10 protein-coding genes are annotated in these 15,176 nt (G+C 48.3%); 6 read left to right on the plus strand and 4 right to left on the minus strand.

The annotated features are described in order from the left end of the window. Both QUA24_RS13925 and QUA24_RS13930 read right to left on the minus strand, forming a co-directional pair. Positions 1-221, minus strand: a 221-nt coding sequence (locus QUA24_RS13925; RefSeq protein ID WP_333230402.1) for an AAA family ATPase, incomplete at its 3' end; no start/stop codon positions are given. Positions 222-286: 65 nt separating this feature from the next. Next, a complete protein-coding gene (locus tag QUA24_RS13930) occupies positions 287-484 on the minus strand; it encodes a hypothetical protein (protein WP_333230403.1) in 198 nt (65 codons plus the stop codon). Between the two features lie 220 nt (positions 485-704). Between QUA24_RS13930 and QUA24_RS13935 the strand changes: the two genes are divergently transcribed. Then, the gene (locus tag QUA24_RS13935; RefSeq protein ID WP_333230404.1) at positions 705-4,727 is read left to right on the plus strand and encodes a DUF4347 domain-containing protein; all 4,023 of its coding nucleotides are present in this window, start codon (positions 705-707) and stop codon (positions 4,725-4,727) included. A gap of 52 nt (positions 4,728-4,779) precedes the next feature. Here the strand turns inward: QUA24_RS13935 and QUA24_RS13940 are convergent, their stop codons facing one another. After that, positions 4,780-6,438 (minus strand): ABC transporter substrate-binding protein, encoded by a 1,659-nt coding sequence (locus QUA24_RS13940; protein ID WP_333230405.1) that lies wholly within the window; start codon positions 6,436-6,438, stop codon positions 4,780-4,782. A gap of 476 nt (positions 6,439-6,914) precedes the next feature. Next, entirely contained in the window at positions 6,915-7,529 is a 615-nt protein-coding gene (locus QUA24_RS13945; RefSeq protein ID WP_333215669.1) for a hypothetical protein, read from the minus strand. Between the two features lie 846 nt (positions 7,530-8,375). On the opposite strand from QUA24_RS13945, the gene QUA24_RS13950 reads away from it, so the two are divergent. The 5 genes from QUA24_RS13950 (at position 8,376) to QUA24_RS13970 (ending at position 15,122) form a co-directional block, all read left to right on the plus strand. Then, the gene (locus QUA24_RS13950; RefSeq protein WP_333230406.1) at positions 8,376-9,947 is read left to right on the plus strand and encodes a protein kinase domain-containing protein; all 1,572 of its coding nucleotides are present in this window, start codon (positions 8,376-8,378) and stop codon (positions 9,945-9,947) included. A 519-nt stretch (positions 9,948-10,466) separates the two neighbouring features. Further along, a complete protein-coding gene (locus QUA24_RS13955; RefSeq protein ID WP_190660406.1) occupies positions 10,467-10,799 on the plus strand; it encodes a DUF6825 family protein in 333 nt (110 codons plus the stop codon). A gap of 111 nt (positions 10,800-10,910) precedes the next feature. Beyond that, positions 10,911-12,677, plus strand: coding sequence for an AarF/ABC1/UbiB kinase family protein (locus QUA24_RS13960; RefSeq protein WP_333230407.1), 1,767 nt, complete (start codon positions 10,911-10,913; stop codon positions 12,675-12,677). Positions 12,678-13,096: 419 nt separating this feature from the next. Continuing rightward, positions 13,097-13,828: a PP2C family serine/threonine-protein phosphatase gene (locus QUA24_RS13965; protein ID WP_333064224.1), complete on the plus strand. Its 732-nt coding sequence runs from the start codon at positions 13,097-13,099 to the stop codon at positions 13,826-13,828. A gap of 91 nt (positions 13,829-13,919) precedes the next feature. Continuing rightward, positions 13,920-15,122 (plus strand): anhydro-N-acetylmuramic acid kinase, encoded by a 1,203-nt coding sequence (locus QUA24_RS13970; RefSeq protein WP_333230408.1) that lies wholly within the window; start codon positions 13,920-13,922, stop codon positions 15,120-15,122. Positions 15,123-15,176: the final 54 nt, after the last annotated feature.

The following is a 15,176-nucleotide window of genomic DNA, read 5'->3' on the forward strand; positions in this document are numbered from 1 at the left end:
TACCGCAGTTGAAGCTGCTGATATGCCTCTGCTGACAAATTTAACGCCATTTGGGCCTGTCCATTCACAATCATGCGACGAAAGATATCGCCGCGAAGGTGGACACTTTTGGGCAACCGTTCGGCAAGTGATTGGGCCACACTTGATTTTCCGGCAGCCATGTTCCCGGTAATCAAAATAATTTGTGGCTGATGATTTGCAGGTTGCTGATTGCTCTCCATACCGTTTGTTAAGGTAAATTCATGTAAAGTATGATAACCGAGGAGAGGTGTCTCGATCTAAGCTCTCAATTTTTGCTTATTTCCTCAAAAGACTCAGACCCCAAAGGACTCGGAATCCAACCTTGAATATTCTTGCGTTTTCCTAAAAGCGGCTGCGAATGTACGATCAGCAAACGCACAGCTTCCCCATGCAAAATCTCGCTAACTTCCGCATTAGATTTGAGATTTGAGATTTGAGATTTGAGAACAAAAATATGAATCACAAAGTAAATTTATGTAAAGGATGAAGAACCAAAGAGAAGATATTTTACAACAGTGACATACTTGCAGCCATACTTACGCAGACATAGGCTATTGTAAGATTGATTTTCTTTTGGGGTAAATCTTGCAGGCGATCGCACTAGCGCCAGACAAAAACGAGCGATCGCACTTTTAACTGCAATCTAGACATTTTGTTACAGAAATTAATTTCAGAGGTGTATTATGCATTGCTCAACAATATCAGCACGCGCGATCGCATTTATCGACACTCAAGTAGAAGAGTATCAAAGTCTAGTTGCAGGAGTAAAACCAGGAACAGAGGTGGTGGTTATGGAAGCAACAGGAGATGCGATCGACCAAATCACTCAAGTCTTAGCAACTCGCACCAATATTGACAGCATCCACATCATTTCCCACGGAAGTCCAGGCAATTTGCAACTGGGCCAAACAAGACTGTGTTTGGATAACCTCAAAACTTACGAACACCAATTGCAGCAATGGCGACACGCCTTAACTCCAGATGCAGACATCCTGATTTACGGTTGCAGCGTAGCATCTGACCTCACCCCCAATCCCTTCCTCCAAAGCATTGCCACCCTCACAGGTGCAAATATCGCCGCATCTGGCAGTCCCACCGGGAGTGCAGCCCAAGGCGGCGACTGGGAACTGGAAGTTACCACAGGGAAAATTAAAGCACCCACAGCGTTTAAGCCAGATGTCATGGCAGCTTACCAAGGAGTGTTGGCTGCGGGCGACTTAGATCTCAGCTTCGGTACTGGCGGATCAGTAACAACAAGTTTTAGTGGCATCTGGGACGTTCCCAGCGACGTAGCTGTCCAATCTGACGGCAAAATTGTTGTGGGAGGGACTGCTGATGTCGTCGGTGATTTTGCCCTTTCCCGCTACAACAATGACGGCAGTCTAGATGCCACCTTCGGGACAGGTGGTAAAGTAACTAAAGATTTTGGATTGGGTTCCTCGGGTGGATCTGGACTAGCAATTCAGCCGGACGGCAAAATTGTGATGGTGGGAGGCGCCAATCAAGACTTTGGGGTTGCTCGCTACAACGGGAATGGTAGTCTGGATACGACTTTTGGAACTGGTGGCACAGTTACTACAGATTTTGGGGACGATTTCGACTCTGCTCGTGCCGCACTTATTCAGCCCGACGGCAAAATCGTCGCGGTGGGAAATAGTAAGGTTGCCAGTGTTGTCCGCTATAACAGCGATGGAACTTTGGATAGCACTTTCGGCAACGGTGGCAAAGTAACTGCCAATGTTGAAAGCACAATATCGGTGGCAGATGCAGTCCTTCAGGCTGACGGCAAAATTCTGGTAGCAGGAGAGGCGCCAAGTAATGACTTTGGAGTCATCCGCTATAACAGCAATGGCACACTAGATACCACCTTTGGGAGTAATGGTAAAGTCACCACTGACTTTGGTAGTGGTAACACATTAACTAGTCCTTTCGATGGCTACGACAGCGGATCTGCCATACTTCTTCAGCCTGATGGCAAATTTGTGATACTAGGAACCACCAATTATTTTTCCAATTATCGAGACTTTGCTCTTGCCCGCTACAACAGCAACGGTACTTTGGATACGACTTTTGGAACTGGTGGCAAAGTAACCACAAATTTCGAGGGTTCCGACACGGCGGAGGATTTAGTTCTGCAACCAGATGGCAAAATTATCGCGGTAGGACATGACGGTAATGGTTTTGCCACCGCCCGCTACAACAGCGACGGCAGTTTGGATGCCACCTTTGGGATTGGCGGTAAAGTAATTACGCAATTCCCCCTCAACATGAGCAGCCCTAATAACAATGCTTACGCAGTAACTCTCCAGTCAGACAGTAAAATTGTGGTGGCAGGCTTAGCTGGTGGTCAGTTTGCTCTTGCTCGTTACATTAGTAGTAATCTTACGCCAACCCCAACGCCTTCGCCTACTGCAACTCCTACTCCTACAGGTACTCCGACACCAATCCCGACACCTGCACGAACCCCAACTCCCACAGGTGCTGTTGCAGATACAATCCCTGAAACCACACAGACTATTGGACAACTAGCGCCTAACTTTGAATGGCTCAAACAATTCGGCACACCCAATGACGATCACTTCAATAGTGCAGCACTTGACAGTGCAGGCAATGTCTATCTGACAGGAAGCACCTTTGAGCCTTTGAGTGGCACCAATCCAAGTACAAATGCCTGGGTAGCCAAATATGACAGCAGTGGCAGTCAGTTGTGGCTCAAGCAGTTAGAGGATGGCAGTTTTTACTCTGTCATACAAGAGACAGTGAATATTGCAGTGAATAATGCTGGCAATGTCTACCTGACAGGAAGCATTAGCGTTCCACTGCCACCGAGCGGCTTTAACGCAGCCGACGCTTGGGTAGCTAAGTATGACAGCACCGGCAGCCAGTTGTGGCTCAAGCAGTTCGCCGGAACCCCTGATTTTGGTGACTATCCCTCATGCCTAGCTGTGGATAGTGCCGGCAATGTCTACATTTCAGGAACAACCGAATATACAACTTCAGGTGCAGGTGGAGGCCCCAGAACAGCCTGGGTAGCCAAGTATGACGACAGTGGCAACCAGTTGTGGTTGAAGAATGTCAATTCTGATACCCACGACATCTCCTATGGCATAAAAGTGGACAGCAGTGGCAATGTCTACCTGACGGGCATAAACTATAACTTTTCAAAAGGCTATCCACCGGATGGTGGCACCTGGGCAGCCAAGTACGACAGCAATGGCAATCAGTTGTGGTTGAAGCAATTCCCGAATATCAACTCTGAGTCCTTCTCAGGCTACCCCTCAAACTTAGCAGTTGATAGTGCTGGCAATGTCTACCTGACGGGAACAACCAATGGCGCTTTGGGAAGCCCCAATGCAAGCGGTCAAGATCTTTGGGCAGCCAAGTATGACAGCAATGGCAACCAGTTGTGGCTGAAAAAATTCGGGACTGCTAGCGATGACTCCTTTTCAGAGTTAGTACTCGATAGCGCTGGCAATCTCTACCTAACGGGACAAACTAACGGCGCTTTCGGGGATCCCAATGCAAGCGGTCAATATATTTGGGAAGCCAAGTATGACAGCAATGGCAACCAGTTGTGGCTGAAGCAATTCGGGACTGCTAGCGATGACTCCTATTCAGAGTTAATACTCGATAGCGCTGGCAATCTCTACCTAACGGGACAAACTAACGGCGCTTTGGGAGGCACCAATGCAGGCGGTCAAGATATTTGGGCAACTAAGTACGACAGCAATGGCAACCAGTTGTGGCTGAAGCAATTCGGGAGTCCTGAATCTGACTCCTCCTCAGAATTAGCACTCGATAGCGCTGGCAATCTCTATCTCACGGGACAAACTAACGGCGCTTTGGGAGGTCCCAATGCAGGCGGTCAAGATATTTGGATTGCTAAACTCGGCACAATCACAGAGGTAGTCACACCAACACCAGTACCAACACCGATACTAATATCGACGCCTACTCCCACAACAACGCCGACGCCTACTTTCCCACCAACTCCTACGGCCACACCAACGCCCTCAATCATTCCAACGCCCAATCCGACGTCAACACCAACGCCATCTGTCACGCCAACGCCAACTCCGACATCAACACCAACGCCATCTGTCACTCTGACACCAACGCAGTTCAATCCTTCTCCAATTATCGGTACTGATGGCGACGATTTCCTTGCAGGCGATCGCAGCAACGATACCATTAGTGGTAAACAGGGAAATGATACCCTCAGTGGTCTTGATGGCAACGATCGCATGTACGCTCATCAAGGTAATGATTTTCTCGAAGGTAGCAACGGGGATGATAGCCTTTACGGTGGCAAGGGCAATGATACTTTGCTTGGCAATAACGGTGAGGATGTTTTATTTGGCGATCGCGCTTCTGACAGTCTCCTTGGCGGTGAAGGGAATGATACTCTCTACGGGGGTAAAGGAAATGATACCCTATTTGGCAGCTTGGGAAATGATTGTTTAATTGGAGGTTTGGGGAGCGATCGATTCCTCTTAGGACTTGATGCTGGAACGGATACTATTTTAGATTTTGAAGACGAGAAAGATTTGCTCACACTTGCTAGCGGTATCACCTTCTCTCAATTAGCAATTACTCAAAGTAAGAGTGCAACTTTAATCCAGTTTGTGCCAACAGGAGAAATCTTGGCATCTCTGATCGCGATATCGGCGAGTCAAATTAATGCTGCCGACTTCACTTTCCTCTAAAACATGACTTACGCATAAACTCTATCTGTAGGGTGCATCTCGCTCTAAACTCTCAATTTTTGCTCACTTCCTCAAAAGACTCAGACCCCAAAGGACTCGGAACCCAACCTTGAATATTCTTGCGTTTCCCTAAAAGTGGCTGCGAATGTACGATCGGCAAACGCACAGCTTCCCCATGCAAAATCTCGCTAACTTCCGCATAAATTTTCGCCCTAGCTGCTTTATCCCCACTCGCCCTCCCCCGATCCAAAAGTCCCAGAACTTTCGGATTTTTCCAATTTCCCAAATCCGCCGTCGAACCCGGCCCGAAGTGAGGATAATAAAAATTGTCTGGATCGCCATAATCTCCAGTCCAACCCATCATAAAAGCTTGAAAGCCGGGTGGTTTGAGGCGATCGGCTAAATAAGCAGACCAATCCTTTGTCAGCAATTTTACCCGAATCCCGATCGCGCTCAAATCCGCCGCCAAAGCCTCAGCGATCGGCTTCGGCGTGGGAAAATAGGGACGGCTGACAGGCATATACCACAAATCCAAATCAAAACCGTTCGGATAACCGGCTTTCGCGAGCATTGCTTTAGCTTGCTGTGGGTTAAATTCATAATCTTTAACTTGATCGGACGCCGCCCAATTCAGCGCAGGCGGGATAAATTGCGAATCATGTTTTCCGAGTTCTCCCCAGAAAGCTTTGACTATTGCTGGCTTGTTAATTGTTTGGGCGATCGCTCGCCTGACTTCTGGTTTTGACAAAGGTTCGTAACTCGGATTTAACGCTAAATAACCGACATTAAAAGAAGGTCGCACAACAGTTTCTAAATTAGCATCTGCTTGAACCTCTTTCAATTGATCCGGCGTTAAATCCACACTAAAATCAAGTTGACCCGCTCTCAATTGAGCCAGTCTCGCCGCCGGATCGTCAACAAAACGAATTACCAATTGATTGACTTTTGGCGTGCCAGTTTTCCAATAATTCGGATTTTTCTCCAAAACAATGCGATCGCCCGATCGCCATTCCTGAAACATAAAAGGCCCCGTACCCACCGCCAGCGACCCCGGAGTGCCGTATTTAGCACCCGCTTTTTTCACCGCCGCCGGACTCGCCATCCCGAAATAACCCGACCCAATCGCCGAGGGAAAAGCAGCAAAAGGTTGATTTAAAACAAACTTAATCGTAGACTTATCAACAACTGCCACATCTTTTACCAAGGAATTTTTATCTCCCTTGAAACCACCAAAAAAATTCTTCCAAATTGGATAAGTTTTGCCAGATTCTCGAAAACCGTTAGGATTTTTGGCATCCCACCAGCGATCCACATTAAACTTAACAGCTTCCGCGTCAAAATCCGTACCGTCGTGAAACTTTACCCCGGAACGCAACTTAAAAGTCCAAGTTTTGCCATCTTTAGAACTTGACCATTCAGTAGCGAGACTCGGCTCAAGTTCCACAGTTCCCGGTTTGAAATCAGTCAAGCGATTGTAAATTTGGTCGATAACAATCACCGAATTGCCATCAGTAATATTTCCCGGTTCCAGATTGACCGGCGGCCCACCCGCACCGTAAACTAAAGCCCCAGCCGGAACCGCAGCAGGAGTTGGCCCAGTTGGATAATTATTGCTAACCGTGTTTGAGGACGTGCCACAATTTGATAAAATTACAGCCATCCCAAAAACTATACTTAATAAAACTAAACGCCAAGCTTTTAACAATCTCATTTCAATAGCTCCGGTTTAATAGGAAATTTTACTCATATCAATAAATTCTAATTTGCTCTTTCTCTCCCCTCTGTGGTCTCTGCGTTCTCTGCGGTTCATTTAGTAAATTCTATATTAACAACCCATCTAAATTAACAAACCAAATAAAGCAGCCTGATGATATCATGCTGGATGGCAAAATCTAAACCCACACATTTACATTAGGTGACGTAACCAGCATGAAAGCCAACGTTTTCGCCCCAGCTAGAGGGGTCATTCGATTGTAGATTTTAGATTTCCTCCATGAATGTGGGGGGGAGCATAAACATTCCTTTTCACACCCAAAATATTTTTGAATATCTGCATATAACAACCCGATTCAGAATTCGCCAACATCAAGATTTTTCTCTTTCTCTGCGCCAAGAGCGCCCTCTACAGTTCGTCGAAAAAAATTTACACTTCAAGCAATATGATGGCTATATGCGATCGCACCCACCCTACAAATCCAAACTTTCTTCACCAATAGTTCCCAGTTCCCCGCTACCCAGCAACTCTTCCTCCTCTACCTCCTCACTCCCAGAGTCGAAACTTTCCACCACAAACGGTAAACCAGCCGCCATCAAACCCCGTTGAATCAGTTCCGGCGTTTCCTCAAACAAAACAAATAGCGGATGAACCGCTTCAGCTTCATCACTGTAAATATGCCTGTAGCGGTATGGCATCACCCATTCGTAACCTTTGTCCAGCCAAACCTGAGACTGCCGCCAGCGGCCAAGCAACTCAGAAAACTCTTCGCCCGGACGATGAATGAAAATCAAAATTTCCACTCCAATTTTAACTTTCCATTCAGGATCGCACATCAAAATCGCCAAATCGCAGGGCAAACAAACTGCCTGTCCGGGCGATATGCTAGTGCCGCTGCTTCCGGCATAAGAAACCCCGTCTCGCAAGCGCGCAATGGGCAAAGGAATTGTGATTAAACTCTCATGGGCGCGGCGGATACTCGGAATCATTTCCATGTAAACCCGATATTTTTTCAGCAGGGCGATCGCGGCCGAAGATTCGCTGTACTCTGCTAGTAAAGTCTCGTAATGTGATTGTTTAACAGACATTTTCAAACCAAAGAATAAGTAATTACTAATTGCTGCTAATTGCTAATCGATCGCTTCTCGTTACCAGCAAGACTCCATTTGTGACAACTTAAGCTCAAGTTCCCCCCTTTGGGGAACTTGAGCTTGCCTCCAGGCCTTGGTGTGTAACGCGAACAGCGATTTAAGCATTGATTGCTCTGGGCTACCAATGCCTGGAGAATGCTTACAGCCTTTTTATTTACAAGGTTTGAGCCATTTGCCGTCTCAAGATTAAGCCCGATACAATGCCTCTTTCTCATTTTATGCCGCTCGCCTGAACTTGATCTGAGCCAAAAAGGTAATCTGGTCTGTAGGGTCTGACTCTGCGAGCAACATGGGAAAACGACGTACTATAAATCCAGATCGTATTCGCCATCGGAATGTACCAGTTCGCCTCAACTGAAGTGATCGCAGCCAGAGTGCAAGAATTGCTGTCAATTCTCCAAGCTCAAGATCGCCACGCAGCAATCTGATAAATCATAAGATTGCTCATAAGTCAACCTAAAACCTAAATTTTTACAAAAATCGGCTAATTTTAAAGACTTGTTAAAGTAATGAGGGGTTGTACCCCCCATAAGTTAGAGTCAGATATTATAGATGCACCCTGATGGCTTTCCCGTTCCACAAGAGCGGGATTTTTATTATTGGAAAGCCGGAGCGTTAAGTTTCACAATACCTACTACAGATAAAATGACGTGGGGATGCCAAGATTAAAGATATAGCAGAGCTAAAGCTCAAACTAGGGCGCCGATCGATCAAACCTCACCCCTAACTCTGCGAAATAACCCAAAGGCGGTAGCATAGTTTGGGAAACGGCATCAACTGAAGATGAACTTAGCGCCAGCAACAGTCCTGCAACAGGGCAAATACACAATTAACGCGACTTTAGGGATAGGAGGGTTCGGCATCACTTACCGAGCTATCCACACCCATTTAAACCAAACCGTCGTACTCAAAACCCTCAACGAAAGTCTGCGCCAACACCCAGAATCTGCCCAATTTCAGCAGCAGTTTATTGCCGAAGCCCAACGCCTGTCGCGGTGTCAGCATTCCAACATAGTCAGGGTAATCGACTTTTTTGAAGAAGCCGGACAGTCTTTTATTGCAATGGACTACATTCCGGGCCAAACTCTCGCCCAAATAGTCGAAACCGATCAGCCGCTGCCAGAAGCCCAGGCCGTGCACTATATTCGGCAAATAGCCTCAGCCGTAAGTACAGTTCATCACAGCGGATTGCTGCACGGAGATATCAAGCCAGAAAATATTATCCGGCGAGCTGATTCTCACGTAGTAATGTTAATAGATTTCGGAATTCCCCGTGGCTTTACCGCCGGCACCAAACAAACCCACACTAACTTGCTCTCCCCCGGATACGCGCCGATCGAACAATACCTCTATGACGGTAAATGTACACCGGCCACTGACATCTACGCGATCGCAGCCACCCTCTACTACTTACTCTCCGGCGTGGCCCCCGTAGCAGCACCCCTGCGCGATCGCATCCCCTTGACTGAGTTACGGCAATTTCAGCCCAACCTCAGCCCAAGAATCGAGCGAGCCATCCTTCAGGGACTCGAAATCGACCCCCACAACCGCCCTCAGACAGTGGAAAATTGGCTCACCATGCTGCAAGAAACAGAGCGAGTATCAGTAAAAAGAAAAGGCAAGCAAAGTCTAAGATTGCCCGCACCTCCCCCGCCACAGTTGACTTTTGTGGCATTTGTCGTAACGGCTGCAATTGCAGGCTGGATGGGTTTTGACCTAGCATCGCACTACAACAGCACCAGTCTCAGTAATAGTCCCAAAATTGAATCCTTCCCATCTCTCGAAGATTTGCTCAAATCCCGCGATTTGTCAGAGCCGATGTTCGGACAGCCGTCTGTCGAAAGCACCCCTCTCTACCCCATCGAACTCAACAAGCGTCCCAAACCCCCCTTAGACAGCAGCAACATTCCCGAACAGATCGACGAACCCTCAGAAACTAGCGCCGAACCTTCTGAGTCCCCAAGCCAGGAAACTGGCGCTCCAGATCCCGAAGCGGAACCTGAGCCATCGCCGACGCCCGATCCCGCAGAGGAGCCTTCTGAGTCTCCCATTCCAGAGCCTCAAACCGAAATCAAGCCATATCCCCAACCAGAAGCCGCACCAGTACCTGAAGTTGCGCCCCTGCCGCCAGAACCGCCCGCCGCACCTGCCCCGCCTGCCCCTGAGAGTGCTAGCGCTGAAACCTTGCCGCCGTCGGAATCCCCGTCGCCAGTAATAGCCTCGCCGATCGAGCGATCGCCTGAGTCTGCGATACCGAGCCGCAGTGACAACAATTCAGATAGTTCGATCGCACCTGAGTCACCACCCCCTGTTGCAGATCCCACGATGCCTTTTCCCGAACCTGCGACAAATTAATATGGTTTTTGTTGGTTCAAAGTGCGACAACAACTTGGTTTTATAAGTCAGCAAATATCCGTTCAGTAGTTGAAATAATAAGGTTATACCTAGCAAACGACTATCTTCCAAAAACTTTGGTAGAATCTGAAAATCCCAACAGTCGCCGTCTGAGTTTATCGACTATTTCCTATTCCCTCTGCCATCCAAATGCCCGCAAAAAAATGCAGGACGGTTTCCTATTTTGATTTAAATTATGTTAGAATATGTGCGCGGCGCTGAGGTGGTGTGATGTCGCGTATTAATACTGCCAAGCTGCAAACATTTTGGTACAAAGCAACCCCAACCTCGAATTTGAGCCAGTCTAAGCGAGGCTTTTGTGCTAAGCCGTGGCGCGTTAGACTGTTCTAACTCTCAACAATCCCATCCCCGACACTCGGGGTGGGAGTGTCAATTCCCCCAAACTTCCTTCCTTTGGGAGCAAGCATCATCGGGGACAAGCAAGTTATAATTTGTTGCGGAAGCGCACAGAGATTTTTTATGAGTAAACCCCCAGTTCATGCTTTTTTTGTAGGCAGAGCACTTGCCGAAGCACTGTACGAGCAATTAGAAAGCGCCGCAACCAACGCTTTCTCTGAACTCGGCAAATTTGACGCAGAACAAAGAGAACGCTTGCGGCAGTTCACCGATAGAGTTGTGGAACGGGCAAATCGAGCTTCGGATGAGGCGATGCAGACCCGAACAGGGACTGCAAGCACCACCACAATTCAAGACATCCATCCGGCAGATTTGCAAGCGACGATTGACGAGCTGCGTGCCGAAGTGGCTCTGGTGCGATCGGAACTGCAGCGTTACCGCAGCAGTTTGCCTTAACGCTCGATTCGACCACAACTATTATTTACTACGTGAGCGCATTGCTTTGCGCTCCTGCGCTCCTACTTTCAATCAAAGCAACAACATAAAATAAGCAATTTGGGAACCCAAGTGTCTGCTCTCCTTGATAACTCTGTTAATCGCCAGCGCTCCCCCAAGCACACTGGCGAAGCCGATGAGCTAAAAACTGCTAGTAAATCCTACAAAAGTAAAGCTTATCGCTGGAATCGCGAAAAATATTCCCGGAAGCGGCGCTTCTTCGACATTTGGGCCTTTGTCTTGCTCTGGCTGGCTTCCCTCTGGCTCGACAGCAAAAATTGGAGCTACTGGGGAGGCGTGACTGAAGAAAAGAAAGTTGCCAGACGCCGCTTTCAAGCTATCTGGGTTCGAGAAACACTCTTGGATTTGGGGCCAACTTTCATTAAAGTTGGGCAGTTATTTTCCACCCGCGCCGACTTGTTCCCAGCAGAGTTTGTGGAGGAACTTTCTAAGCTGCAAGATAAAGTCCCTGCTTTCAGCTACGAGCAGTTAGAAGTAATTGTCGAGCAAGATTTAGGCAAGACAGTTCAAGAACTCTACCGCAGCTTTGACCCGGTGCCTTTGGCTGCTGCAAGTCTGGGTCAGGTACACAAAGCTCAACTGCATTCGGGCCCGGAAGTGGTGGTCAAGGTGCAGCGACCGGGACTGCGGAAGCTGTTCGAGATCGATTTGCAAATTCTTAAGGGAATTGCCCGCTACTTTCAAAACCATCCTAAGTGGGGCCGCGGCCGCGATTGGATGGGGATTTATGAAGAATGCTGTCGCATTCTGTGGCTGGAAATTGACTATCTCCATGAAGGTCGCAATGCTGATACTTTTCGTCGCAATTTTAGCAACTGTGACTGGGTGCGGGTGCCGAGGGTTTATTGGCGGTACGCGGCTCCGCGAGTGCTGACTTTGGAATACCTGCCAGGGATAAAAATCAGCCACTACGAAGCTTTGGAAGCGGCCGGTATCGATCGTAAATTAATCGCTCAGTTGGGCGCAAAAGCTTATTTGCGCCAGTTGCTCAACGACGGCTTTTTCCACGCTGACCCACACCCCGGCAACATCGCTGTTAGTGCTGACGGTTGTCTGATTTTCTACGATTTTGGCATGATGGGGCAAATCCAGTCGAACGTCCGCGAAGGACTGATGGAGACGCTCTACGGCATTGCTTCCAAGGATGGACAGCGGATTATGGATTCTCTGATTAATTTGGGAGCTTTGGTGCCTACGGGCGATATGAGTCCGGTGCGCCGATCGATCCAGTATATGCTGGACAACTTCATGGACAAGCCTTTTGAAAATCAGTCTGTGAGCGCTATTACCGACGACCTTTACGATATTGCCTACAACCAACCTTTTCGCTTCCCAGCTACTTTTACTTTTGTAATGCGAGCTTTTTCTACCATCGAAGGGGTGGGCAGAGGCTTAGATCCCGAGTTCAACTTTATGGAGGTGGCACAACCTTTTGCCATGCAGCTTATGACTAATGGAAATGGCCATGATACCAGTAGCAGCATTTTTAACGAAATCGGCCGTCAGGCGGCTCAGGTGAGTTCGAGTGCTTTGGGTTTGCCTCGCCGGATTGAGGAGACTATTGACAAACTCGAACAGGGAGATTTGCGGATTCGCGTCCGTTCGGCCGAAACAGAGCGCTTGCTCCGCCGCATGAGCAGCGCTCAAATGGGCACGAATTATGCTTTGCTGATGAGTGCTTTTACTTTGTCGGCGACAATTTTGTTTGTCAGCAATCAAGTCTGGCCGGCTGTCGCTGTTGCCGTGCTGGCGGCGGGTGCAGGGTTTGCTATGCTGCGTTTGTTCAAGCGGATCGATCGTTTAGACAGGATGTCATAATGGGGCAATTTGGGATTTGAAATTTCAGGTTTGAGATTTCTCGCCAGCCAAAATTTGACCTCGAATGTTAAGTTTTGGCTGCGATACCACAAATTGCTAAAATTTACAACACTTACGCGCTTTGAGGCTAAAAACCCGGTTGCTGCCTAAGTTTTTCGCCAGATAAACCTCTGATTTTGGGTATAAATCCTGTTTTTTTTGCAGGTGCTGCTTAATTTACTGGGTTTACCGAAATTTTAAGACGGGATTACCATCATATCGATCTACAATATGAGGTCAAGGAACTGCAATTTTTTATTCCAAAACTCGCGATCGCGGGCTGCAGAATTTCAAGTCCGTTCGGGATTTAAGTTTTGGAATAAAAAATTGCACCCCATTAAATCAAGCTTTTAAGTTCGATGAGTCCAATCACCCAATCTATGAAACGCTCTTTCGCAGGTAAGACAGACACAGGGCTAGTTCGTTCCGTAAATCAGGATTCGTACTACATAGACTCTGACGGGCGATTTTTCATAGTGGCCGACGGAATGGGAGGACACGCCGGAGGTCAAGAAGCCAGCCGGATTGCGACTCAGGCGATTCAATCTTATTTGCTCGAACATTGGGAAGGGCCAGAGGATTCTCCGCTGTTGTTGGAAAAGGCTTTTTTAATTGCCAATCAAGCAATTTTGACGGATCAGCTCGACCACCCGGAGCGTGCTGACATGGGGACTACGGCTGTGGTTCTCATGTTTAGGGATGAGGGCCGACCCTGGTGCGCTAATATCGGGGACTCTCGCTTGTACCGACTGCACGGCTCTCGCTTGGAACAGATTACTGAAGACCAGACTTGGGTGGCTCAGGCTGTGAAAAGAAAGGCCCTAACTCCTGACCAAGCTCGCACTCATCCTTGGCGTCACGTTTTGTCCCAGTGTTTAGGCCGCGATGATTTGCGGGAGATAGATATTTTGCCGGTGGACGTGCAGCCTGGGGATCGCTTGCTGCTCTGCAGCGATGGCTTGACTGAAGAACTTTCCGATCCTTTGATAGCTTCGCCTCTGAAGTCGATTCGCGCCTGCGAGGGCGCCGCAAATGCTTTAATTCAAGCTGCTAAGGATAAAGGTGGACGCGATAATATTACTGTGGTGATCGTAACGATCGACCTCAAATAATATTCGATTGCCCGATCGCACCCGACCATCTAAAATCGAAAAATCGAAAAAGTGAACAATCTAAAATCTAAAATCTAAAATCTAAAATTGAATGACCCGCGTTATCGGTTTGATCAGCGGCACGTCGGTGGATGGCATTGATGCTGCTTTGGTGGATGTCGTCGGTTCCCAAACAGACTTGAAAGTGCAATTGGTGGCCGGCAAGACTTTCTCTTATCCTGCTAATTTGCGATCGCAAATTCTCTCGGTTTGCAGTGGCTCAGCTTTGTCAATGGCTGAACTAGCGGAATTAGATGATGCCATCGCCCAAGAATTTGCCACGGCGGCATTGACAATTCAAGCAGAATATGATAAAGCCGAATTAATCGGCTCTCACGGTCAAACTGTCTACCACCGACCTGCTGGGAAAGCCCAGAAAGACAGCGCCGGTGCGTTAATGGGCTACAGCTTGCAACTCGGGCGGGGCGCGCTAATTGCGGAATTGACAGGAATTACTACTGTGAGTAACTTTCGATCGGCAGACATTGCTGCCGGGGGTCAAGGAGCACCCTTAGTGCCAATAGTTGATGCCTGCCTGCTGGCGGACCCCAACCTCAGCCTCTGCATCCAAAATCTGGGGGGAATTGGGAATGTTACCTATCTTCCGGCTAGGGGAAAAAGGGGAAAAAATGACGAGTCTGAGATTTTCAGTCTTGGGGATGGCATATCCGGCTGGGATACAGGCCCGGCGAATTCCCTGTTAGATTTGGCAGTACAGCACTTCTCAGGCGGCACTAAGACGATCGACGAAGGTGGAGCTTGGGCGGCATCGGGCACTCCCTGTCAAGCTTTAGTTGAGGAGTGGCTCGCATCAGACTTCTTCCGCCAAGCACCGCCGAAATCAACGGGGCGAGAGCTATTTGGTGTAGACTATTTTGACAGGTGTTTGGTCGAGGCCCAAGGTTACAACCTCAGTCCTGCTGACGTGCTGGCCACTCTGACAGAACTGACTGTTGCCTCGATCGTTCACAGTTACCAAACTTTTTTACCGGCTATGCCCGATCGAGTTTTACTATGCGGGGGCGGCAGCCACAATCTCTACTTAAAACGCCGATTGCAATCTCAATTGCATCCAGTGCAAGTGTTGACTACTTCTGAGGCAGGCTTGAATGTAGATTTTAAAGAGGCGATCGCTTTCGCGGTTTTAGCCGCATGGCGGATTCGGGGCATTCCCGGCAATCTGCCTCAAGTGACTGGTGCCCGGACATCGGTACTTTTAGGAGAAATTAACTCTTGTTGGCACAGTTGGGCGTGATAGCATAGAGTCTGAGGGACAACGGCTGTGCGTTGTTGCACCAGCATTGTAGCC

The sequence above is a fragment of the Microcoleus sp. Pol12B5 genome (assembly GCF_036701335.1).
Lineage (GTDB): Bacteria > Cyanobacteriota > Cyanobacteriia > Cyanobacteriales > Microcoleaceae > Microcoleus.

Bases quoted from the DNA above. Each gene is read 5' to 3' on its own strand.
- QUA24_RS13935 (WP_333230404.1), top strand. From the start codon at position 705: ATGCATTGCTCAACAATATCAGCACGCGCGATCGCATTTATCGACACT.
- QUA24_RS13940 (WP_333230405.1), bottom strand. From the start codon at position 6,438: ATGAGATTGTTAAAAGCTTGGCGTTTAGTTTTATTAAGTATAGTTTTT.
- QUA24_RS13945 (WP_333215669.1), bottom strand. From the start codon at position 7,529: ATGTCTGTTAAACAATCACATTACGAGACTTTACTAGCAGAGTACAGC.
- QUA24_RS13950 (WP_333230406.1), top strand. From the start codon at position 8,376: ATGAACTTAGCGCCAGCAACAGTCCTGCAACAGGGCAAATACACAATT.
- QUA24_RS13955 (WP_190660406.1), top strand. From the start codon at position 10,467: ATGAGTAAACCCCCAGTTCATGCTTTTTTTGTAGGCAGAGCACTTGCC.
- QUA24_RS13965 (WP_333064224.1), top strand. From the start codon at position 13,097: ATGAAACGCTCTTTCGCAGGTAAGACAGACACAGGGCTAGTTCGTTCC.
- QUA24_RS13970 (WP_333230408.1), top strand. From the start codon at position 13,920: ATGACCCGCGTTATCGGTTTGATCAGCGGCACGTCGGTGGATGGCATT.